The 23,428-nt window shown below is 67.5% G+C and carries 14 protein-coding genes and 2 pseudogenes; 11 read left to right on the forward strand and 5 right to left on the reverse strand.

Annotated elements, in window-relative coordinates; genetic code table 11:
- Window positions 1-46 precede the first annotated feature (46 nt).
- Window positions 47-619, reverse strand: a complete 573-nt coding sequence (locus J3R08_RS15820; protein ID WP_209961775.1) for a DUF4352 domain-containing protein — start codon at window positions 617-619, stop codon at window positions 47-49.
- A gap of 99 nt (window positions 620-718) precedes the next feature.
- Here J3R08_RS15820 and J3R08_RS15825 point away from each other — a divergent pair, with 99 nt between their 5' ends.
- From J3R08_RS15825 to J3R08_RS32860, 7 genes and pseudogenes are all read left to right on the forward strand, one after another.
- Complete coding sequence (locus J3R08_RS15825) at window positions 719-2,650, forward strand: N-6 DNA methylase (RefSeq protein ID WP_209961777.1); 1,932 nt, start codon at window positions 719-721, stop codon at window positions 2,648-2,650.
- A gap of 93 nt (window positions 2,651-2,743) precedes the next feature.
- A complete protein-coding gene (locus J3R08_RS15830) occupies window positions 2,744-3,811 on the forward strand; it encodes a serine/threonine-protein kinase (protein WP_209961779.1) in 1,068 nt (355 codons plus the stop codon).
- Window positions 3,812-3,824: 13 nt separating this feature from the next.
- Window positions 3,825-6,626: a helicase-related protein gene (locus J3R08_RS15835; RefSeq protein WP_209961781.1), complete on the forward strand. Its 2,802-nt coding sequence runs from the start codon at window positions 3,825-3,827 to the stop codon at window positions 6,624-6,626.
- A complete protein-coding gene (locus tag J3R08_RS15840; protein ID WP_209961784.1) occupies window positions 6,623-11,578 on the forward strand; it encodes a class I SAM-dependent DNA methyltransferase in 4,956 nt (1,651 codons plus the stop codon). Before J3R08_RS15835 ends, J3R08_RS15840 begins: the two co-directional genes overlap by 4 nt.
- A 215-nt stretch (window positions 11,579-11,793) precedes the next feature.
- Window positions 11,794-12,399: a helix-turn-helix domain-containing protein gene (locus J3R08_RS32075; RefSeq protein WP_280841776.1), complete on the forward strand. Its 606-nt coding sequence runs from the start codon at window positions 11,794-11,796 to the stop codon at window positions 12,397-12,399.
- Between the two features lie 15 nt (window positions 12,400-12,414).
- Window positions 12,415-12,858: pseudogene (locus tag J3R08_RS32080) on the forward strand (transposase); the annotation flags it as partial.
- Window positions 12,859-12,926: 68 nt separating this feature from the next.
- A pseudogene (locus tag J3R08_RS32860) lies at window positions 12,927-14,189 on the forward strand (IS256 family transposase).
- Window positions 14,190-14,266: 77 nt separating this feature from the next.
- Here J3R08_RS32860 and J3R08_RS15855 read toward each other — a convergent pair.
- Both J3R08_RS15855 and J3R08_RS15860 read right to left on the reverse strand, forming a co-directional pair.
- The gene (locus tag J3R08_RS15855; protein WP_209961786.1) at window positions 14,267-14,461 is read right to left on the reverse strand and encodes a DUF397 domain-containing protein; all 195 of its coding nucleotides are present in this window, start codon (window positions 14,459-14,461) and stop codon (window positions 14,267-14,269) included.
- Window positions 14,454-15,335: a helix-turn-helix transcriptional regulator gene (locus J3R08_RS15860; RefSeq protein ID WP_209961788.1), complete on the reverse strand. Its 882-nt coding sequence runs from the start codon at window positions 15,333-15,335 to the stop codon at window positions 14,454-14,456. The genes J3R08_RS15855 and J3R08_RS15860 overlap by 8 nt, the downstream gene beginning before the upstream one ends.
- A 472-nt stretch (window positions 15,336-15,807) precedes the next feature.
- On the opposite strand from J3R08_RS15860, the gene J3R08_RS15865 reads away from it, so the two are divergent.
- The 3 genes from J3R08_RS15865 to J3R08_RS15875 all read left to right on the forward strand — a co-directional run bounded on the left by J3R08_RS15865 (window position 15,808) and on the right by J3R08_RS15875 (window position 17,478).
- Window positions 15,808-16,095, forward strand: a complete 288-nt coding sequence (locus tag J3R08_RS15865) for a DivIVA domain-containing protein (RefSeq protein WP_209961790.1) — start codon at window positions 15,808-15,810, stop codon at window positions 16,093-16,095.
- A complete protein-coding gene (locus J3R08_RS15870; RefSeq protein WP_123111931.1) occupies window positions 16,092-16,343 on the forward strand; it encodes a hypothetical protein in 252 nt (83 codons plus the stop codon). Before J3R08_RS15865 ends, J3R08_RS15870 begins: the two co-directional genes overlap by 4 nt.
- 544 nt (window positions 16,344-16,887) lie before the next feature.
- Window positions 16,888-17,478, forward strand: coding sequence for a hypothetical protein (locus J3R08_RS15875; protein ID WP_209961792.1), 591 nt, complete (start codon window positions 16,888-16,890; stop codon window positions 17,476-17,478).
- A gap of 18 nt (window positions 17,479-17,496) precedes the next feature.
- On the opposite strand, the gene J3R08_RS15880 is transcribed toward J3R08_RS15875, so the two are convergent.
- Together J3R08_RS15880 and J3R08_RS15885 are read right to left on the reverse strand one after the other, a co-directional pair.
- Window positions 17,497-18,183: a hypothetical protein gene (locus tag J3R08_RS15880; protein WP_069089729.1), complete on the reverse strand. Its 687-nt coding sequence runs from the start codon at window positions 18,181-18,183 to the stop codon at window positions 17,497-17,499.
- A gap of 1,373 nt (window positions 18,184-19,556) precedes the next feature.
- The gene (locus J3R08_RS15885; protein WP_209961794.1) at window positions 19,557-20,969 is read right to left on the reverse strand and encodes a hypothetical protein; all 1,413 of its coding nucleotides are present in this window, start codon (window positions 20,967-20,969) and stop codon (window positions 19,557-19,559) included.
- A 410-nt stretch (window positions 20,970-21,379) separates the two neighbouring features.
- Between J3R08_RS15885 and J3R08_RS15890 the strand changes: the two genes are divergently transcribed.
- Window positions 21,380-23,419: a DUF262 domain-containing protein gene (locus J3R08_RS15890; RefSeq protein ID WP_245255359.1), complete on the forward strand. Its 2,040-nt coding sequence runs from the start codon at window positions 21,380-21,382 to the stop codon at window positions 23,417-23,419.
- The last annotated feature ends 9 nt before the right edge of the window (window positions 23,420-23,428 follow it).

Consider the following 23,428-nt stretch of genomic DNA (forward strand, 5'->3'; position numbering starts at 1 on the left):
GCCGGGGCGGGGTTCGCGGATCCCGCCCCGGCCGGCGCAGGCCAGCTCAGCTCAGGGAGACGGTGACGCCGCCGGAGAACGGCGAGTCGTGCAGCTCGAGCTTGGCGAGCTTGACGTTCTTCGGGATGTCGAAGACGACCACGCCGGTGACCTGGTTGCCGGGGTTGATGTCGTTGAGGAACGTCTCGGCGTTCTTGTTGGCGTAGATGGCGGCCGAGCCGTCGGCGGAGTACTCGGTGCCGTTGGCGGCGTACGCCTTCTGGCTGCTGCCGTCGAACATCTGCGATTCCTTGCCGATGTTCTTCACGTAGAGCGTGACCAGGCAGAACTGGCCCTGCGCCTTGGCACCGAACGCCGACGAGCCGACCTTGCTGACGCCGCACTTGGCGGACTTGACGGTGAACTCGAACTTGCCGTCACGGGCCGGCTGGCCGATCTTCGCGTTCTTCGGCTTGTCGTCGCTCTTGCCCGTGTCGGCCTTGCCGCCGTCGGTGTCGCCGGCGGTCGCCTCGGTGCCGGTCTCCGCCTTGCTGCCGGTGGTGTCGTCGGTGGTGCCGGCACCGCAGCCCAGGGCGACGAGGGCGCCGGCGATCAGGGCGAGCGTGGTGGTCTTGCGCATCGTTTTCCTCCTGCTGTGAACGTGGCGGCGTCAATAAGAGCATCATCTGTGAACGCTGTCAACAAGCACGATGCTTGACAGGTGTGACACACTCCGAACGTGCAGGAGACACCGACAATCACCGCAGCGGAGATCGCCCGGCTCGCCGGTGTCGGCCGGGCCGCCGTCAGCAACTGGCGCAAACGACACGGGGACTTCCCCGAGCCAGTCGGCGGCAGCGCCACCAGTCCCGAGTTCGACCTCGCCCAGGTCGAGCGCTGGCTGCACGCCCAGGGCAAACTCCCGGCACTCACCACCGCCGACCGGCTCTGGCGACACCTCGCCGCAGCCGGCACCTCACCGGCCGCCGGGCTCGCCGCCGTCGGCGCCCGGCTTCTCACCCGGCAACGCGGCCAACGCCCTGCCCGTCCCGCAGACCCGCAGCTGAAGGCGCTGGCACCGGACATCGATGCGCTCGCCGACGAACTCGGCCCACAAGGCGCTTTCGACGCGCTCTGGCAGTGCTTCTCCGCCCCCGGCCCGGCCCGCCCGCACGCCACCCCCGACGACATCGCCGACCTGATGGCCGGGCTCGCCGCCGTAGCCGGCGGCTCCGTCCTCGACCCCGCTGCCGGCACCGGCGCCACCCTGCGGGCCGCCGTCCGCGCCGGCTGCACCTCCGCGTACGGACAGGAACTCGATCCCGACCTCGCCCGGCTGGCCGGGCTGTGGCTGGCGCTGCGCGACGTATCGGGCGAGGTGAGCACCGGCGACTCGCTGCGCGCCGACGACTACTCCGGACGCACGTTCGACGCGGTCGTCTGCCACCCACCCTTCGGCGCCAGCAACTGGGGCGACGAGGAACTCGGCCACGACCCCCGCTGGATCGTCGGCACGACCCCACGTACCGAACCGGAGCTGGCCTGGGTCCAGCACGCGCTGGCCCACCTGCGGCCCGGCGGCCACGCCGTACTCCTCATGCCGCCCGCCGTGGCCGGCCGTCGCCCCGGCCGCCGCATCCGCGCCGAACTGCTGCGCCGCGGCGCGCTGCGCGCTGTCATCGCGCTGCCACCGGGGGCAGCCGCGCCGCACGGCGTACCCCTGCACCTGTGGGTGCTGCGCCGCCCACCGGCCGACGCGCCCCCACCGGCGCGGACGCTGCTCATCGACGCCGCCACCGGCGACCACACTCGGATCCTCGACACCTGGCGGTTCTTCGCCAACGACGGCGAGATCGACGAGCCCGGCTACGCCCGGGCCGTCCCGGTCATCGAACTGCTCGACGAGGAGATCGACCTCACCCCCGCGCGTCGCCAGCCCGCCGTCGCGGGCGAGGCGACAGGCGAACATCTGGTACGCACACGGGAGCGCCTCGCCGCCGTCGTCGCCGACCTGCCCACGCTGATGCCGGAGGTCACGCCCGCAGTCGACGAGGGGCAGGGGGAGTTTCTCACGGTCGGCGAGCTGGTCCGGGCCAGCGCGTTGCAGCTTCTGGGGCCAATCCGAGGCGCTGCCTCCGGCGAAGACGGTGGGCCGGCCGGTGACGGGAGGCCAGTGCTGACCGTGCCGGACGTGCTCGGCGGCGGCGAACCCTCGGGCCGCGACGACGGGCGGCTCGGGCAGGAGATCGCCCTGGCCGCCGGGGACGTGGTGGTGCCGATGATCGCGCGGCAGCTCACCGCGCTGGTGGTGTCAACGGAGGGCGCGCTGTTGGGGCGCAACCTGTATCTGTTGCGGCCCAATCCCGCCGCGTTGGATTCATGGTTCCTTGCGGGCCAACTTCGTACGTCGACGAACGAGCGGCAGGCGTCGAGCTTGTCGGGGTCGCTGCGCTTCGACGTGCGGCGGGCGCAGGTGCGGCGGGTGTCGCGGGAGGAACAAGAGGCTTACGGGGAGGCGTTCCGGCGGCTGCACGCGTTCGAGTCGGCAATCCGACAGGCCGCCTCACTGGGCGCGGAACTGGCCCAGTTGACTGCGGACGGACTGGCTCAGGGCGGGCTCGTACCGGCGGCACGACGTCCGTACCAGCGGAAATCGCCGAAGGGGCACTAGCTCCTTGATCGAACAACGTTGTACGGTCGTGCGTCCGCCGGGCTCCGACCCGACGGGTGGCAGTTCGGTTGGGTGTCATCGTGAGGGGGCGGGATGACGCTGGGCACCATCGGCGGCTTCGAGTTGGTCAAGCCGCTGGGCTCGGGCGGGATGGGTGAGGTGTTCTTCGCCGTGTCCCCGACCGCCGACCGTGTCGCGCTCAAGGTGATCCGGAAGCACCTGATCGAGGAGCCGACGATCCGGGACCGATTCGCCGCCGAGGTCGACAGTCTCAAGCTGGTGTTCGGCACGCGGATCGCCCGCCTGGAGAACGCCGACCCCTACGGCGACCCGGCGTGGCTGGCGGTGGAGTACGTGCCCGGCGCGACGCTGCGGCAGCACGTCGACGCCCGCGGACCTCTTCCGTTGCCGCTTGCCGCCATGGTGGGGGCGATGCTCGCCGACGGGTTGGGCAAGGTGCATCAGGCCGGCCTGCTCCACCGCGATCTCAAGCCGCAGAACATCATCCTCGGTCCCGACGGTCCGAAGCTCATCGACTTCGGGCTGGCGATCCTGATCGATCGCAGCGACTATCTGACCGAGCCGGGCGCCCTGGTCGGCACGCCCGCCTACATGTCGCCGGAGCAGGTACGCGGTGAGCGGGAGCTGACCGCGGCGGTGGACGTCTACGGGCTGGCGGCGACGCTGGTGTTCGCCCTGACCGGCCACGGCCTCTACCCGCCGACCAACTCGTGGAACCTGCTGCTGCGCATCACCGAACCCAGCGACCTGCCCGACCTGTCGGGCGTGCCCGCGGAGCTGACGCCGTTGCTCGGCGCGATGCTGGCCCACGACCCGGACGCCCGGCCCGGGTTGGACGACGCTGGCGCCCGCTTGCTCGCCGTCGCCACAGCGAGCAGCGGCAAGACGGCGTCCGGCCTGCGCCAGGAGGTCGCCGGCCTGACCTATGACGGGGACACCGAACTGCTCGTCCCAGTGGATCTGCAGGATCCCCAGCGGGACCCGGAGGACACCTCGGCCGAGCCCGAGGACGACACAGTGCCGGTGCCGGACCCGAAGCCCACCGTGGTCGACCCGGAGCGCCAGAAGGATTCCGGCCCCGACGTCACATGGCTGGTCGAGAAGATCCGCCGCCAGTACGCCCGACGCTCGACCCTGTAGGAAGGCTCCACCGATGACCACCTCCCAGGACGCCACCTTCGCCCCGGGCTCCCGCATCGTCGTCCGGGACGAGGAGTGGCTCGTCCGAGGCGTCAAGACCGGCACCGCCGACGGCACCATGATCAAGGCGGTCGGAGTGTCGGAATTCGTCCAGGACGTCGAGGCGACATTCTTCACCGGCCTCGAGGACATCACACCGCTGGATCCCGAGCAGACGGAACTCGTCGTGGACACCTCGTCGCGGTTCCGGCAGAGCCGGCTGTTCCTGGAGGCCGTGCTGCGACGTACGCCACTGCCGCGCACCGAACGCGGCCTCGCCCTCGCCGACCGGTTCCTGCTCGATCCGCTCACCTACCAGCAGCGCCCGGTCGAGCTGGCGCTTTCGGGCCTGCGACCGCGCATCCTGCTCGCCGACGTGGTCGGCCTCGGCAAGACCCTGGAGATCGGGCTGATCCTCGCCGAGTTGATCCGCCGGGGCCGAGGTGACCGGATCCTGGTGGTGTCACCGCAGCAGGTGCTGGAACAGTTCCAGCGCGAGTTGTGGACCCGCTTCGCGATTCCCCTGGTGCGGCTCGACTCGACCGGAATCCAGCGCATCCAGCAGGAGATCCCGGCCGGGCGGAATCCGTTCACCTACTTCAAGCGCGCCATCATCTCCGTCGACACCCTCAAGGACGCCGGCCAGTTCGGCCACCACCTCGACGCCACCACCTGGGACGTCGTAGTCATCGACGAGTCGCACAACCTCATCAACAAGGGCACCAAGCGCAACGAGCTGGCCCGGCGGCTCGCCGCGAAGACAGATGCCCTGCTGCTCGCCAGCGCCACTCCGCACAACGGTGACAAGGAGTCGTTCGCGCAGCTCATCTCGCTGCTCGACCCGGCCGCGATCGCGAACGAGAAGCAGTACGAGGCGAAGGACATCGCCCACCTCTACCTCCGTCGTACCAAGATCAGCCCGGAGGTGCGGGACCAGATCGGCGACCGCTGGGCCGACCGGGGCCCGTCCCGGGCGGTGTACTGCACGGCAGGCCCGATCGAGGAGCAGATCTTCGACGAGCTGACCGACGTGTGGCTGGCCGGCAAGTGGAGCGACGAGGCGGTCACCGGGCAGCACCGGCTCTTCCCGTACACGTTGTTGAAGTCTTTCCTCTCCTCGCACCGGGCGCTGCACGAGACGGTGACCAACCGGCGCAAGAAGGCCACCGGCGCCGAGCGCGCGGCGCTGGACCGGCTCGCGGAGCTGACCTCGGCGATGACTGACCAAGACTCCAGCAAACTCGCAAAACTCGTGGAGGAGTTGAAGAAGATCGGCGTGGGCAGGGGCAGCGACACCAGGGCGGTGGTGTTCTCCGAGCGCGTTCCCACCATCAAGTGGCTGGCCGAGACGGTCCCGGGCATGCTCGGCCTCAAGCCGAACGCGGTGCGGGTGCTGCACGGCGGCGTCGCCGACCAGGACGAACAGCGCATCCTCCAGGAGTTCGAACTGGCCGGCAGCGACGTGCGGCTGCTGTTCACCGGCGATGTCGCCTCCGAGGGCGTCAACCTGCACCAGCAGTGCCACCACCTGATCCACTACGACATCCCGTGGAGCCTGATCCGGATCGAGCAGCGCAACGGCCGCATCGACAGGTACGGGCAGAAGCACCAGCCGCAGTTCCGGGCGCTCATCCTCACCTCGGAGCGGGACGACGCCAAGGACGACCGGACGGTCTCCGAGAAGCTGCTCGACCGGGAAGCGGTGGCCCATCGCAGCCTGGGCAGCGTCGAAGCCGCAACTGGTCTCTACGACGCCAAGGCCGAGGAGGACCGGCTGGTCCGCGACCTGCTGGCCGGCAAGAGCGTCGACGAGTCCTACGAGGCCGCCCACGCCGAGATCGACGTGATGGCCGACCTCTTCGGCGACGTCGGCACCGCCCCCGTCATGACGGACGTTGCCGTGGCCCGGGTACCGAAGCTCTTCGACTCCACCGAGGACTTCGTCGACGCGGCGCTGCGGGAGATCTACGAGGACCGGCCCGAGGACCACATCGACCTGCGCCGGGAGGACGAGTTGCTCACGTTCCTCGCCCCCGACGACCTGGTGCACCGGCTCACCGACCTGCCCCGCTCCTACCTGCGCGCCCACCGTGAGGGCGAGGACCTGCGGCTGAAGGTCACCTTCGACCGCACACTCGCCCAGCGCAAGCTCGACCAGGCCCGGCAGAGCAAGACCCCGATGTGGCCGGAGATCGCCTTCCTCAGCGACGTCCACCCGATGGTCGACTGGCTCGTCGACAAGGTGCTCATCCGGCTCGGCCGCCAGCAGGCCCCGGTGCTCACCGCCGACGTGACCGCGCCGACCTACCTGATCCAGGGCGTCTACGCCAACCGCCTCGGCCAGCCCACAGTGGTGCAGTGGATGGCCGTCTCCGGCCTGCCCGCTGCGCCGGAGATCCGGCCGATGGACGAGGTGCTGCGCGAGGCCAACGTCGGCCCGTCCATGGTCAACCGCGCAGAGGCACTGGCGCTCGACCCGTTCCGCCAGCTCCTACCGCAGGCCGTCGCGGCAGCCCGCCGGCACCTTGAGGCCGAACGCGCCGAGTGGGACGCGGCGAACGCCGAACCGTTGGAGCACTACCGGCGGCGGCTGCAGACCTTCGAGCAGGCCAGCATCTTCGACGAACTGCCCGCCTCGCACCGTGCGAAGCGCCGTGAGCGGGCGCGGAACACCGTCGCCGAGCAGCACGATCTGCTCGACCGTCTGGAAACCGCTGGTGATCCGTTGCTGCGGGTCCTCGCCGTCCTCGTCCCGTCCCCGGAGAGTGCCGCATGAGCTTCGAAGCGCTGACCAACCGCGGCGAGTACCTTTCCGCCCACTACCTCGCCGAGATCCTGCCCACCACCCTGAAGGGTGGCCTGCTCAAGCAGTGGGCCGAGCGGGAGAAGGCGGGCGACCAGACGCCGCGCACCGGGCTGCGGGGCCTGCGCCGCCCCTACTTCGACGCGAAGACGGAGCTGGCCGACGACGACTTCTTCGACCCCGAGCGGCTGCGCAAGCTGCATCAGGAGCTGCTGAAAGCGCTCGGCTTCGAGCCGCAGCCGCAGACCATCACCGTCGAGCGCGCCGGCCAGGAGCATCAGATCACTGTCGCGCACGCGGAACTCACCTCCGCGCACGGCATCGTCGCGCTCGACTGCGGCTGGGCCGTCGACGCCGAGGCCGCGCAGGACCCGGACGACGCCGGCCGCCTGCTCGCCCCGGTCACCCTGAGCGGCACCGAGACGATTGACACCGGTGCGAAGCTCGCGTCGTGGCTCTTCGCCGCCGACGACCCGAAACCCCGGTACGTCCTGATCCTCAGCGGCGGCGTGGTGACCCTCGCCGACCGCACCGCCTGGGGTGAGGGCCGCTACCTGGCCGTCAGCCTGGACACCGCCTACGCCCGCAACGATGACCGGGAGTACGACGTCGTCGCCGCGCTGTTCGGCGCCGACTCGCTGCGCCCGCCCGCCGAGGGCGGCACCGAACCCCTCGCCGACCTGGTCGCCGGCTCCCGCCAGCACGCTGTCGGCGTCTCCGGTGAACTCCGCGAAGGTCTCAAGGTCTCCGTCGAACTCATCGCCAACGAGGTGCTCGACCGCATCCGGCAGGCCGGCTACCAGCCGCAGGACGTGATGGAGCTCGACGAACTGGCCAGGGCACTCGGGCGGGAGGCGTTGCGCTACCTCTACCGGATCCTGTTCCTGCTCTACGCCGAAGCCCGGCCCGAACTGGGCGTCCTGCCGGTCAACGACCGCGAGTACGTCGAGGGCTACAGCCTGGCCCGCATTGGCGACCTCGTCTCCCGCAAGCTCGCCCCCTCGGCCGAGGGCGGCTTCCACCTGTACGAGTCGCTCGACCTGCTGTTCCGTATGGTCAACGACGGCCACCGGCCGCGTGCCGGTGCAGAGGTCGACGACAAGGCCAGCGAGGGCGAGGGCCTGCGCTTCGAGCCGATGAAGTCGGACCTGTTCCTGCCGGAGAAGACCAAGCTCATCGGCCGACTCCTTGCGCCGGACAGCGACGACGAGGACGACCCGGACGCGGCGACCATCGACACGCGGCTACGTAACAAGGTCCTCTACCAGGTGCTGCGTCGGCTGATGCTCACCAAGGGCGCGAAGAGGCGCCGGGGTGGCTTCATCTCGTACGCCCAGCTCGGCATCAACCAGCTCGGTGCCGTGTACGAGGGCCTGATGTCCTACACCGGTTTCGTCGCCACCGAGCAGCTCTACGAGGTCGCCAAGAACGGCGACCCGAAGGACGGCTCGTGGATGATCCCCGCCTCCAAGGCCGACGAGTACGACGACAACGTCTTCGTCTACAAGGAGGACCCGTACACGGGCGTACGGAGCCGGGTCAGCTACGCCCCCGGCGCATTCGTCTACCGTCTCGCCGGCCGGGACCGGCAGACCAGCGCCTCCTACTACACCCCGCAGTCGCTGACCGAGGTCACCGTCCAGCTCGCCCTGAAGTACCGCCTCGACCAGGACGGCACGGTCACGCCGGCGCGGGAGCTGCTGGACTGGACGATCTGCGAGCCGGCGCTCGGCTCCGGCGCGTTCCTCAACGAGGCGATCAACCAGGTCGCCGCCGAATACCTGCGCCGCCGCGCCCGCGAGCTGAAGGTCGACCTGGACCCGGAGCAGTACCACCTCGAACTCCAGCGGGTGAAGGCGTACATCGCGCTGCACAACAGCTACGGCGTCGACCTCAACCGCACCGCCGTCGAGCTGGCCGAAGTCTCACTCTGGCTGAACGTCATGCACGCCGGCCTCCAGGCGCCCTGGTTCGGTCTGCACCTGCAACGCGGCAACTCGCTCATCGGCTGCGGACGCAAGGCCTACGAACCGAAGCAGCTCGCCGACAAGTCCTGGCTCACCACCGCCCCGGCGGAGAAGCCGTTCCGGGACGGACCGATCGACGAGGGCGCCATCCACCACTTCCTGCTCCCCGCCGACGGCTGGGGTGCGGTCGCGGGGGAGAAGGAGGCCCGCGAGCTGGCGCCGGCCGAGACCGCCAAGCTCAAAGCCTGGCGTACGGCGATGAAGCGCGTGCCGTCCGCCAAGGGAAAGAACTCGCAGGTCAAACGGTTGCAGGCGCTGGCCCGGAGGGTCGAGTTCCTGTGGGGGCTGGTGCAGCAGCGGCTCGCCATCTCCGAGCGGGAGATCCGCCGTGACATCACCGTTTGGGGCGCCGACGACCTGCCGCCGGTGACCGGGGCGGTGCCCCGGGAGAAGATCCTCGCCGACCTGACCGCGCCCGGCACGCCGTACTGGCGGCTCAAGGCGCTGATGGACGTGTGGTGCGCGCTGTGGTTCTGGCCGCTCGACAAGGTCGGCCTGCTCGACGGCTCGGACCCGGCGGCGTACCCGGCCGCGCCCGTCCAGGTGTCGCACGTCAAGGACGTTCCGGCGTACGAGGAGCAGGTGGTCTACGAGACGCCGGACATCTTCGGCAACGTGGAGCCACGGCAGATGACCCTGCCGACCAAGGCGACCGGTAGCCGCCGGATGACCGTTGCCGAACAGCTCCGCAAGCAGGTGCCGCTGACCAACCTGGACGACTGGCTGACGTTCGCGGAGGCGCTGGTCGGGCGCAGCGACGTGGACGAGAACACCGAACGCTTCTACGGCCGCAAGCTCGACAGCCTGGCCGAGATGAGCGACTTCGAGCAGAAGCTCGACGGCGTGATCGGGGTCGACTCGCCGTGGCTGCTGGCTGACCGCTTCCCTTGGCTGCTGACTGCCGAGCGGATCGCGGAACAGCAGGGCTTCTTCCACTGGGAGTTGACGTTTGCCCAGGCGTTCGCCAGGGGCGGCTTCGACCTCCAGGTCGGCAACCCCCCATGGGTACGGCCGCGTTGGTCAGAAGACGCTGTCCTAGCCGAGCACGATCCGTGGTTTCGACTGGTTGAGCGGGCGCCAGTCGAGGTCTGGCGCGACCGCAAGGCGGCCCTCTTCGAGCGATACTCATCGGCCCGGCAGGACTTCGTTGCCGAGTTGACAGAGAACCTCGGCGTCGTCACCGCCCTTGGTCACGTTGCCGTCTACCCCTTGCTCGCCGGCACTCAGCCAAACCTGTATCGAGCGATGATTTGCCGCGTCTGGTCCCACCTGGCCGAAGGCGGAACGGCGGGTTTGGTTCACCCCGACACGCACTTTGGCGGTACCAAAGAAGGATCGCTTCGGCAGGCTGCCTACCGTCACTTGAGGGTGCATGCGGGCTTCGTCAACGCCGCTAACTGGGCCTTCGCAGATGCTACCCGCAGCACCGAATTCGGCTTGCACATTTATGGGGAGCCAGGGCCAATCAAATTCCGCCATCTAAGCCGACTCTACGCCGCGTCAGTGCTGCCAATGTCGCTCGATCATTCTGGAGACGGACCGGTGCCCGGACAACGGCACCAGGGGGCGTGGGATAACCGACCGCACCGGTCACGTGTGATTGAAGTGGACGAGACGACCCTCGCAGTATGGCAGCGGCTGCGCGGCAGCCAGGGTACGGATCCCGTAACGCAAACCGCACTACTTCAGCCGGTTACAGTCGAAGAAGAGCGGGCCATCAGTGCGCTATCGTCGTCCGGTCGCCGGATATCGGAGTCTGCTCCCCACATCAGCCGAGGATTCGACGAGGCAAACGCAAAGAAGGACGGGTTGATCCGGTGGCGACAGACGGTTCCCGTCCGACTTGATGATCTCGTCTTGCAGGGACCGCATTTCGGTGTTGCTACGCCGTTCGCAAAGGTGCCACGAGTTCCTTGCCGGGCAAGGAGCGACTGGGACCCGGCCGACTTGACCGAACTGAGGTCCGACTTTATACCCCGAACTAACTATGTCATCTCCGGTGCAGGAGCTCACGCGGGAGGTGGTCAGGATGCATGGAATGGCCGTAGCTACACCGCGTACTATCGTCTCGCTTGGCGCCGGATGATTGCATTCGACATCGAGCGCTCGCTGTTTGCCAGCCTGATACCACCAGGGCCTTCGCACGTTCACGCTGTACATAGTATGGCCCTGCGCACCAACATGGAAACGGCATTAGCTGCCGGCGCATTCGCGTCGTTGCCGTTCGACTATCTGCTCCGAATCACCGGCCGAGCCGATTTGCAACCGAGCGAGGTGCGTACGATGCCTGCCCCGCCGCCGGCCGACAATCCGCTCGCTAAGAGTTTGTTGTTGCGAACGCTCCGGCTCAACTGTCTAACGAGCGCGTATGACGGCCTGTGGAGAGAGCTATTCCATACGGACTTCCGACGTGAAGGGTGGGCCGTCAATTGGGAAGGGTTGAAGTCTCTGGGGGATGTAAGAGAGGTGTGGGAGCCGGGGACGCCGCTTCGAACGGAACGAGAGCGTCGTGCTGCCCTGGTCGAAATCGATGCGTTAGTCGCGGTTTGGCTGGGCATTGGGATTGACGAGTTGATCGCGATCCTGCGTTCACGGTACCCAATCCTGACCGAGCGCGAAGAGCAAATGTGGTTTGACGCCGCCGGGCGGAAGATCGCGGCTGACCCGTATGCCTTTGGCCATGGCCAGGAGAAGGGGCATCACCAACAATTGGTAGCGCATTTGGATGATTCCAAGCGAAGCCCAGCTCCAGACGGCTACAATGCGCCATTTTACAAGGCGGATAGAGTTAGTGAGTATCGGCAGGCACATGCTGTGTTCACCAAGCGGCTTCAGGACGCTATGGACACGGGCCGGCAGCCCTCCTGGCCTCCCTCACGGGGTGCGCAAATGAGCTGATCTCGGCTAACCGGAGCCTTGACCGAAGGAGTGGGGCAGTCCATTGAGCAAACCCTCTGTGGCGAATAGGGCCGTTCTAGAGGTCGTGCTGGAAATGGGTGGCGGCTACGTTCTAGTGCCTCGTCTTTGAACGTTGGCCGTGTAATCCGTCGGTTCGGAGGCCGTTTCGGGCAGGCTGTCCCTCTTGCTGTTGGTGGTGTGGGAGGTGATGCCGGGTGGGACGACGCCCGGAAGTGTTCGTGCGGGCGCTGTCGATGGCCGAAGGCCAGCGGCTGCAGAAGATGACGCGGACCGCGAAGAACCCGGTCAAGCTGCGTCGGGCGATCGTCGTTCTGATGTCTGGCCAGGGCCAGCCGGCGCCCGACATCGCGTACCTGATCAAGGCCACCGAGGACTACGTCCGCGACGTGATCCACGCGTTCAACGAGCGGGGGTTCGACGCGCTGGACCCAAAATGGAGAGGGGGCACACCGAACAAGATCAATGAGCAGACCCGCGACTGGATCTGCGTGATCGCCCGGTGTGACCCCCGCTTCCTCGGCCAGCCGTTCTCGACCTGGTCGCTGTCCAAGCTGCGTGCCTACCTGATCGCCACCGGCCAGGTGGACACGGTCAGCATCGAGACCGTCCGGCGGATCCTGCACGAACGCGGCGTCACCTGGCAGACGTCGAAGACGTGGAAGGCCAGCAACGACCCGGACTTCACCGCCAAGATGCGTCGGGTCCTCGACCTCTACGACCATCCACCGGCCGGCGGCCGGGTCATCTGCGTCGACGAGTTCGGGCCGCTGAACCTGCAGCCCCGGCCGGGCAAAGCCTGAACACCGCAGGGCAAACCGGTCCGACTCCGGGCGACTTACCACCGTGACCACGGTGTCCGGCATATGATCGCCAGCCTCGACCTGGCCACCGGAAGAATCCACTACCGGATCCGGAACCGGAAACGATCGAGCGAGTTCCTCGACTTCCTCAAGAGCCTGCGGCGCCGCTGGCCAGGACAGACGCTGCACCTGATCCTGGACAACTTCTCCCCGCACAAGCACCCCACCGTCCGGGCCTGGTGCCAGGCCAACGACGTTGAGCTGGTCTTCCAGCCGACCTACAGCTCCTGGCTGAACTGGATCGAAGTCGATTTCGCCGCTTTGCGCTACTTCGCCCTCAACGGCACCGACCACCACACCCACGCCGAGCAGGACACTGCGATCGGTGACTACATCCGCTGGCACAAACAGCGGACCCGCCCGAAAACGGGATACGCGACCAAGTCCGGGACTGCGTAGATTTCCGTGTTTGACCTGGGTGTGGTCCGTTGGACAGGACGTTGCTCCTGTCCGGGAAGGACCACGTCATGGCAGACAAGAAGAAGGCGGTTCAGCTTCCTGAACCGACGGCGGCTGAGGTGGAGTTCGCGCAGCAGCTGGTCGAGCGGGCCAAGGCCGACGGAGTCTCGTTGGTCGGCCCGGGTGGGCTCCTCGCGGGGATCACCCGCACGGTCCTGGAATCAGCGCTCGACGCCGAACTGGATGCCCATCTTGACGACGCAGGTGTCGACGAGGAATCGGGTCGGCGGAGCAACATTCGCAACAGGCACGGAGCGAAGACGGTGCAAACCGAGGTCGGGCCGGTGCGGATCCAGGTTCCTCGGGACCGGGCCGGGTCGTTCACGCCGCGGATCGTGCCGAAGCACGTCCGCAGGTTGGACGGGTTCAACGAGGCGATCGGCGTCGCTGTATGCCAAGGGCCTGACGACCGGGGAGATCTCCGCGCATCTCGCGGACGTGTATGACGCGGACGTGTCCCGGGAATTGATCAGCCGGGTCACCGACAGCGTGCTGGAGGAGATGGAAGCCTGGCGGCAGCGGCCGCTCGACAGGGTGTATCCGGTGGTGTTCATCGACGCCCTGGTATGAAGATCCGCCAGGGGCAGGTCGCGAACCGGCCCGTCTACGTCGTGGTCGGGATCAGCCTCGACGGAGAACGCGACGTGCTCGGTATGTGGGCCGGGATCGGCGGGGAGGGCGCCAAGCAGTGGGCCGGCTACCTCACCGAACTGCGCAACCGCGGCGTCGCCGACGTGTTCATGGTCTGCTCCGACGGCCTCAAGGGCATGACCGACGCCATCGAGCAGGTCTGGCCCCAAGCCGTGCACCAGCAGTGCGTCGTCCACCTCGTCCGCGCCAGTCTGCGCTACACGAACCGGAAAGACTGGCAGAAGATCACCCCCGCCCTGCGCGACATCTACACCGCCCCTACCGTCGCCGCCGCCGAGGCCCGGTTCGAGGAGTTCGCCACGCAGTTCGGCGACCAGTACCCCGCCGTGATCCGGCTCTGGCGCCAGTCGTGGCCCCAGTTCGTGCCTTTCCTGGACTACGACCACGAGGTCCGCAAGGTCCTCTACACCACCAACATCATCGAGTCCCTCAACGCCCGGTTCCGCCAAGCCGCCCGCCGGCGCGGGCACTTCCCGACCGAGCAGGCCGCGATGAAGGTCCTCTACCTCGTCGTCCAACAGAAACGCAAGGGAGGCGGGAGCATCACCGGCCGGGTCTACGGTTGGGCCAAGGCCCTCAACGCCCTGATCCTCGCCTACGGCGACCGGATCGCCATCTAACGATCTCGATCACACCACAGGCCCAAACACGGAAATCGACACACTCCCCGGCACGACGGACTGTTCGTCGGACTCCATCAGTGCGTGGACTTAATGGACCGGACGAAGGCGGTCCAGGGGGTGGGGGAGAAGGTGAGAGCGGACCCGGCGGGGTTCTTGCTGTCGCGGACGGCGACGACGCCGGGGAGGTTGTCGGCGACCTCGATGCAGGCGCCGTTGTTGTCGCCGCTGCGGGTGCTCTTGCGCCACCGGGCGCCGTTCAGGTTAGCCATTTTGGATCTCCCCAACGATCTTGTTGATCAGTTGCTTGGATTGTCCCTCGTCGAGGGCCATCACATCGAGGCTAGACCAGACTCTTTCGTAGGCTGCAATCTCGGCGGGCCGGTCAAGGTAGAGGGCTCCCGTCAACGACTCGCAGTACACGACTGAGGGATCCGGTACGACCCGGTTGCGCAGGGGAAAGTCCAACATCATGAACGTGCCTGCCATCGCGCCATACGGGGCGCCAGCGGCCAGCGGCAGCACCCGGATCGAGACGTTGGGGAACTCCGCGAGCTCCAGAAGATGAGTGAGTTGCTCGGCCATCGCCGATCGCCCGCCGACGTTGCGAAGCAGCACCGCCTCGTAGAGGACGGAGTGCAGCGTCGGTGCCGCCGGCAGCTTGCGGGTCAGGAGCGCCTTACGCTGCCGTCGGACTGCAAGCACCTGATCGAACTCCGCCTCGCTCATGTTTCGGCGGTTCTGGTAAACGCCCTGCGTGTAGGCGGGCACCTGTAACAGGCCAGGCACCAGGGACTCGTCGTAGCCGCGCAACCTCGAAGCTGCCGATTCCAGCCCGACGTACATCTCGAACCAGTCCGGGATCGCCAGGTCGTAGGAGTGCCACCAGCCCTTGGCTTTGGTTTCGTTGGCCAGGGCGACGAGGGCGGTGGTCAGCTCGGGGGTGGCGGAGTACAGCTCGCACATGGCCTTGGCGTCGACGGCGCGGGTGGGGCCGAGGCCGGTTTCGATGCGCCACATCTTCTGCCGGCTGCACTGCATGGCCTCGGCCGCGCCGTCGAGGGTCATGCGGGCTTCGGTGCGCAGGTCGCGTAGCGCTCGCCCGAGCTGTCGCCTGGGGACTGTCGAGCCCATGTCGTCGGCCATCGGCCACCCCTTTCCGTGTTGCGTTTTGTTACATCCGGACGCCATCGGTGAAACGTGGAACGGTTACCTGAGAAGTGCTTGCCTTGCGCTTCGTGCTGACGAAGCGACTCACGCGTCTGACCATACAAGACACCCCCGACAACAGCCATCATCGCGCAATTCCCACGGCGGCTGCCTCTTCCATTGCGCAACACTGCCGGGCCTTCCCGTGGAACGTCTCGTGGCTCCGGAAAAGAAAATCGGCGCAGACCGGGGAAATCGTTGCCGCAAATGTTGCTCATTCACTGGGAACTGTCCCAGGATGGCCAGTGCGGCGGCCGAGGTACCCCCGAATCGGCCGCCGTGCTCCCCAGACCACCCAACACCGGCCAGCCCGAATGCCGTACCGCTGAGCGAAGCTGCGGCGGGGTGGTCCGCCCGTGCGGGGAGGGCGGGTGGACCCACCCATCCACGACCAGGAAGGCAGGCACCGATGAGCGTCCGCAAGCAGAGGCCGTTCCCCGAGGTCGCCGGAACGACGTACCGCTCCCGCGCGTACCCCAGTCTGCTGCCGTGGCAGGTGCGTGAGCGCCGCTTCCCGCCCGCCCGGCTCGGGCGCCGCGGCCTCAACCCCGATGAGGTGTACGCCTTCCTCGACCGGGTCGCCGTCGACATGGCTGCCGTCTACGACGCGCTGGCGCAGAGCCGGCGGGAGACGCTGCGGATCAAGGTGGCGCTGCGTCGGTGGCAGTCCGAGCAGGCCGAGGGTGGTCGGCGGTGAGCGGACGGTACGTGATCCACCTGCCCGTTGTCGCCGCCGACCTGCCGGCCGCGCAGCGCCTGGCCCGGGTCGTCGGCCGGTGGATCACCGTGCTGCCGATGATGGACCCGGGGGAGATGACCGTCTCCGAGGAGGACGAGCAGTTCCTGCGGCACCGGGTCTTCTGTGATCTGCGGATGCCGGGCGGGCGGCGCTGCGTGCTCCGCGACGGCCACGACGGCGAGTGCTCCCGCCGCCTGCGCCGCTGAGCTGCGAAGGTAACGCGACTGTGTCGTGAGAAGTGGGCAGCCATGAAGGTGCGAGAAGCCGTCACCACTCCGGCGGCCAGCGGGCGAACGAGGACCGCGTCGGCCACCGCGGCACGCTCGCCTGGGTCATCGACGGCGCCACCGACGCTGCGGACGTGGCCCACGAGCAGGGTGCCTACATGACTACCTTTCGGAACCGCGACCGAAAAACAATTACGACACCTGACTCTACAAGACCACGTCGCACTATTCACGCTCGTGCAATTCCCATGCCGGGCCGTGAAGACGACCTGCTTCCGAGAACCGCGAATGCGCACCCGTATATTTTCTGACAGTCATTCCGGCCGGGCGTGGTGATGATTGTCAGATGCCGAAGTGCCGCGCGCGGTGCCAGGACAACACCCTCTGCAAGAACCGTGTACGGATCGCGGGGATTCGTTGCCACAAGCACCCCGGGATGCCGGAGGCGGGCCCACGGCATCCCAAAGAGAGGAAGACTCGGGGTAGTGCCCGCGCGTCACACCCGAGGCGGCGGGTCACCGGCATGAGCGCAGCGCCCCGAGGAGTCGGCGGCGGTGCCAGGCAACGTCGCGAGCAGGAACGGGTCCAGAAGGCCGCCGAGTTCTGCGCCTCCGTCCTCACCGACGGGTGGGTCGAGGTCGTGTCGGACCGCGCCACAGATTATGTGACCGAGGAGACCTGGAAGCGACTCTTCAGCCGCCGACGGCGGAGGCGGTGCAAGCTGCTGGCACGCATGGCCGGGGCGATCCTGGCGGGCAAGAAGAAGCTGCACGACGTGGTCGGAGCGGTCGCCGCTTGGCTCGCCTCACTTCTGGGCGGCGACCGGGTCGTGCAGTCGTTCGCCCGCGAACTCGCGTCCGGCATCCCGCTGCCCCCGGACGCCAAGATGGTCGCCACGGCCCGCGGGCTCCAGGTGGCCGGGGTGCTGTTGTGCGTGATCAACGGGGACGATCTGACGAGATGCCAGTGCTTCATCGATCTCGCGCTTGAGGAAGCCAAGACTCAGGTCAAGAAGATCCTCGTCGCCGCGCTGGAGGACTGGACCGACCTGGCGCAGTTTCCGGCCAAGCCCTCCGTTGCCGAGCGAGGCGCGTACGGGACGGCCGGTGGCTGACGGCAGCGCGTACCCCCGTTATGGCCACGACGGCGGGGGCGGGCCGAACGCGCGGCGGCTGGCCTTCACCGCGAGGGTGGCCATAGCGGCGTTGGCGCCGCCACCGATCAACGCGCCGATCCCGAACGGCGCCACCCGCCCGAGAACGATGATTCCCTGCTTGGTTCCGTACTTCGTGATGAAGTTCTTGCCCAGGATCTTGTTGATCTGCCGCAACGTCTCCAGCGGCACCTTCGCGACGACCTGGCGGCCCCAGTGTTGCCCGGTGCGCTCCGCAACCTTGGTGATGGTGGCGGAGCCGGATCCACCGAGCATGATGCCCATGACGATGGTGCGGCGGCGTTCGATTTCGTCGATGCCGACTCCATGGACTTCGGCGATCGAGAGCGCGAAGAGGGCGCTCAGTTCGAGGGAGGAGAGCACCTCGCCGGCCGACAGCGCCAGGGCGATGCCCGTTCCGACGCCGGGCGCGGCAGCAGCGCCACCGACCGCGGCGCCCGTACCGGTCAACGCGCTGACGTACATCCGCTCCAGGTTGCGGATCACCTCTTCAGGTGTCGCCTCCGGGTTCCGCTGGCGGGCCCGGGCGATGTTCTTGCGTACCAGCGGGCTCTGGACGGCGATGGCCTTGTCCAACAGGTCGAGGACCCGCTGCCCGGGTACGGCTGCTTCCGAAACCGATCCGTCGGGGGCATCCGAGGTCATGCCGGGAACTCCTTGGGGTCGAGGCGCGTGGGGGTGGGCGGTCTGAGCCACGTCGCGCTCGGCCGCAGTGGGTCAGGCTACGCGGGCGCACGTGGCCGCCGATAGATCAGAAGCGTCCGTCCACTCGGTACGAAGGGCCACTCGGCGTCAGGAACAACGGCACGACCCGAGTGGTGAAGGCACGACTCCGCAAGCGAAGCAGGCGTCGGGGTGCGGAGTCCGCACGGTCCGAAGCGGGGGCGGAACCTGGATCCTTCGGGGTGGTGGCGTGGGCGCGGGTGGGCTCGGGGGGAGGAACTTCCGGGCGGCCTTGACCTGCTTTTCGGTGGCCCCCTGCCAGCCGCGCGCTCTGACCTCCTGGGTCAACCTCTTTGTGCCGAGCCCGGGGCGGCTCGCCTGGACTTCGCGGACCACGTCCGCCAAGGTGGGTCGCTCGCGGCTGGGTGTGCCGTTCTTCGCCGGCTTTGGGGTGGCGGGAGAGGGCGAGACTGCCTTGATGGTTCCTCGGGCCTTAGACTTCGGCGGGGGAGGGGTGGTGGGCGGGTAGACCATTGTGATGGTCCCGCCGTCCTTCGTTCTCGTCTTCGCCGGCTTCGGGTTCGCGCTCGGCGGCGTGGTCGCCGTCGTGGTTCCTCGTGACTGCGAGCTCGGCCGGGCCGGGTACGCACGCAGCGCCTTGCGTACCTGTTCTTCGGAAACGTCGAGCCAGCCGCGCTGCCGGAGGTGCCGGACGAGCGTCTTGTCCTTGATGCCGGGCATCCGGCGCTGGAGCTCGCGGGCGGCATCCGCCAAACCGCGTTGGGTGGGCACTGTGCCACGAAGGCCGCCCCGCGAGGTGGAGGCGGAACGGCGCGAAGGGCGGACAGCCGCCGGCCGCTCCGATGGCTTCAACCGGTCGAGCCAGGAGTCGGGAGTGCGGTCAGGCCGGTCGTCATTGTCCCAGTCACGCCGGAAGTCGGCCGAATCGCGGCCCTCCGCGTTGGCATACCAGTCGCCGATGGTGCGCCGCATGACCACGGTGGCCTCCGATGTCGTCGGGTGCGTGACCACGTATGTGAGGCTGTCGACACTATGGCGGACGTGCTGCGGCGGGAATTCACCGAACGTTCTGGCCGGCTGACGAACGGCTCCTTCGTTCGTACGGCGATCTGACTGATCCGCGTGATTGGTCGATCACGATCAACGGGCGTCAACCTTTTGCGTACGGTTGTAGGTTGTTCCGCATCTCGGATGCTGGCTTTGCGCGCCGGTGAAGTGGTCTCAACGAGATGTGGGTAGAAGGTGTATGGCATCGGGCGGCCGGGACGGACATCGCGAAATGACCTACCCGCGGTTTAGCACGAAACCGGTTCGTCGGGGGGCGGCCGCCCTGATCAGTGCCTCTCTGCGCGTCGCACGGCGAGGACCGTGCCATCGCGGCCGACCGACAGCACCCCGCCGTTCAGCGGGGTTCGCGCCCACTGGCGAAAGGTTTGCGGTGCGGCGCGGAAATACGCGCCGAGCTGACCGTCCGCGAGCTGCCGGTAGAGGCTGCTCTCCACACCGCGGAAGACCTCCAGAATCTCGCCGTCCGGCAGGGGTGCTCGGTAGCGGGTGCCCTCCGCTCGCAGACCGTTGGGCAGCCGGAGCGTACGCGCAGTGCTCGACGCCCACGGCAGGTCGATCTTGAACAACGTCTGCTGGCCGAGATCGGGCTGTTCGTCACGCTGACGAGGTGTCGCGTACGCACGCGCGGTGCCGTTGTCCCCGGCAAAGAGGAGTGCCGTCGCCGCTGCGGCGCGGGTCAGGATCTGGGTGAACCAGCCACGCCGGTCAGCGGGAATGTCGAACACGTCGGGGCGACCGGGGGGCAGATCCTCAGCAGGGGAGACGTCCGAAGCCTCGGCCCGGAGATCGGCGTCGGCCGGCACCTCCCAGGTGCGGCCCTCGTCGGGCGGTGCGGGTTGCGGCCTCCAGTCCTGGTCGCCGGGTGCACCACCCAGCAGCTCGTCCAGCTCGTCGTCCGCGCCCGACCACAGCTCGTCGTCCCCCGGCGGGTCAAGCACGTACGAGGTGATCCGTGTCCGGGACAGGTAGGAGGCCACCATGAGTGACGGCTGGCTGCGCCCGCCCACCCGCAGCGCGTTCACCTGGACGGCCGCGCGGGCGAGCTGTCCGTGCGCGAAGCCCGGGGACTGGTGGGTGCCCTTGCACTCCAGCACGACGATCTTCATGCCGTTGCGTCGGCCGGAGCGGTGGTGCCCCAGCAGGATGTAGTCCGGTCGTTTCGTGGTCCTCGGCATGGTGGCGACCTCGCCCACGCCGTCGAGGAAGCCGGCCTTCAACGCGACCTCCGCGTCGACGGCGTGGAAGTCCCAGCGCGGATGCTGCCGTCGCAGCACCTCCTTCGCCACTACCAGGGCCAAGCCGATGCCCAACTGCTCCGACTGGGCCACCTTGTGGTGATGAACGACGTTGCCAGCATGCTGGGACAACGCGAGATGACCATCGCGTACGTCCAGCGTCGCGCAGTAGCGCACATGAGCCCAGTGTCGGGCCACCTGCGCCAGCGGCGACGCGGTCAGGAGCGTGGTGGCCACGCCCAGTTCGTGCAGCACCTGTGCCGGACTGGTGCGAATCGCGGCACCGATGCGGATCGGTATCGGCGGTTTGCCGTAGCGGTAGGCATCGTTGTCCCGGGCGCGTTCCTTGGCGTACGCGAGCACGTCGCTGACGAGTTGCTCGGAGGACTCGGCCGCGAGCGTCGACTCGGCACCGAGAGAGCGCACCAGTGATTCGATCTTCACGCTTACCCCCAGGGTGAGGCACAGCGTTCGTCTCGGACACCCAGGGTTGCCGATCAAGTGCTCACTGTCAATGTGGTCGGCCTGCCGCGCGGAGGGTTCCCGTTGAGTCCGGGCATCCCTGGGCGATGGCAGCCGACGTCAGGAGCAACGGCACGATCCCAGCTGGAAGGGTGCCAAAGCTGCAGGCGAGGCAGGCGTCGGGACGCTACGGAGGGGGAAGCGGCTACCCGTATCGGCGCTCGTGGCGATTTCGGCGACGAGGTCGAACAGCCGATATTCCTACAGTCTCATTGACACCATCCGGAATGGACCGGTAGCAGTACTGGGCACGGCTTCCGCGCCCGCGCGGCTGAGCTGCATCGTCCCCGGGGAGATTACTTGAAGGCGAACGAGACGACCGTCGAAACCTGCTGCAAGGCGAGAAGCAGTATGTCGTACCGCTCTACCAGCGCCGCTACAGCTGGAAGCGCAAAGATCTCGCACAGGTTTGGGCTGACGTGATGCGGGTGACGGAGGTGAGTGACAACGCCACACACTTCCTCGGTTCGGTGGTCCTCGCGCCGAGTCCGGCTAACACGCCGACCGGCGTGCAGAGCTGGCTCGTCGTGGACGGGCAACAACGGTTGACGACACTGAGTATTCTGCTGTGTGCGATTCGGGATCACGTTCAAGAGTCCGATGCGCAGCTAGCGGCCAAGATCGACGACATGTACCTGTTCAACAAGTATGCGTCGGGGATGGAGCGATACACGCTTCTACCCACGAAGGCCGACCGAGCGGCGTGGTTGGCGCTCGTGGAAAGGGACCCTGGTGCTGGTGGTGAGGATCGGATCGGCGAGGCCTATCGCTTTTTTCGGGCCGCGCTCGTCCAAGCCGACGACCCGGACGATGACCATGATCTGATTCGGATCGAGCAGGCGGTAGCGGCGAGGTTGAGCCTCGTGGAAATCGCCGCGCACCCGGATGACAACGTCCACCGCATCTTCGAGTCACTCAACTACACCGGCCAGCCGCTAACCCAGGCAGACCTGCTGCGAAACTACCTCTTCATGCGCCTGCCCGCTCGGGGTGACCACGTCTACGAACGGCATTGGCTGCCGCTTCAGGAGTTGCTCACGGATAAGCAGCTTGAGGACCTGGTCTGGCTGGACCTGGTGCTCCGTGGGGACGACCGCGCCACCCAGGAGGCGATTTACCAGTCGCAGCAGCTGCGCCTCGGCCAATTGTCCGGTGAGGCTGCGATCGAGGAGTGGATCATCGATCTCCACCACAAAGCGCGCCTGTTCCGCAAGATTCTGAAGCCGGGCGAAGTCGCAGATCCGATCCTGCGGCGGGCGTTGGACCGGCTCGACCGCTGGGGTGCGGCAGTGGTCCACCCCATCGCTCTCTATGTCCTGCTGGCGCACGAGGCGCGCCGCCTCAGCTCGGCCGAAGCCGCTGATGCACTACGGGTCGTCGAGAGCTACCTGGTCCGTCGCATGATCGCGGGCATCGCCAGTGCCAACACCAATCGAATCTTGATGTCGCTGGTCAAGGACCTGGGAGAACAGGTCCCCTCGGCCAAAGCGATCACGCGGGCGCTTTCAGGGGTCCGGAAGAAGTTCCCCACCGACCAGTACATCCGCGAAGCCGTGCTGGTGAACAGCTTCTACTGGCTGGGGCGCGGTCCGCAGCGCAGCTACGTGCTGCGCTGCATTGAGGAGGACTTCGAGCACAAGGAGCCCATCAACTTCGACACCGCGAAGGTCACCATCGAGCACGTGTTGCCGCAGTCCCTGACGGACGAGTGGCGGGAGATGCTGGCTCCCGACCTGGAGGCCGACGAGACGGTCGAGGAACTACACAGCTCTCTGGTGCACACTCTCGGGAATCTCAGCCTGACCGCGTACAACCCCAAGCTGGCCAACGACGGATTCGAGGCCAAGAAGAAGATCCTCCGCGACAGCGGACTCGCGATGAATCGTGAAATCGCTGACTCGCCCCGGTGGGGTCGAACGGAGATCCTCGCGCGTGGCCGAGCCCTCGCTGACCGAGTCCTGCTCATTTGGCCGGGCCCCGACGAATCGGCCGCGGTGACTCCACCCAGCCCACGCTGGTCCCTGATGAACCAGGCGCTTGCCAGCATTCCTGCCGGCCGCTGGACCAGCTACTCGGACATCGCGGAGGTGATCGGCGTATTCCACCGCGCGGTTGCCGGACGCCTCGCCAGTGTCCAGGTTCCGAACGCCCATCGAGTCTTGAAGATCGACGGCGCCATCTCGGCAGACTTCCGCTGGCCCGACCCTCAACGCCGAGACGACCCACGGACCGTGTTGGAGGCCGAGGGTGTGCGCTTCGACCATGCGGGTCGGGCGGCAGCTGACCAGCGGATGACCGCCACCGAACTAGCACGCGAGGTTGGTCTCGACACCAGCGAAGACGGGGAAGGCGAGGAGCCGGCAGCCGCATAACGAGCCTGC

The sequence above is a fragment of the Micromonospora sp. HB375 genome (assembly GCF_017872985.1).
GTDB lineage: Bacteria > Actinomycetota > Actinomycetes > Mycobacteriales > Micromonosporaceae > Micromonospora > Micromonospora chalcea.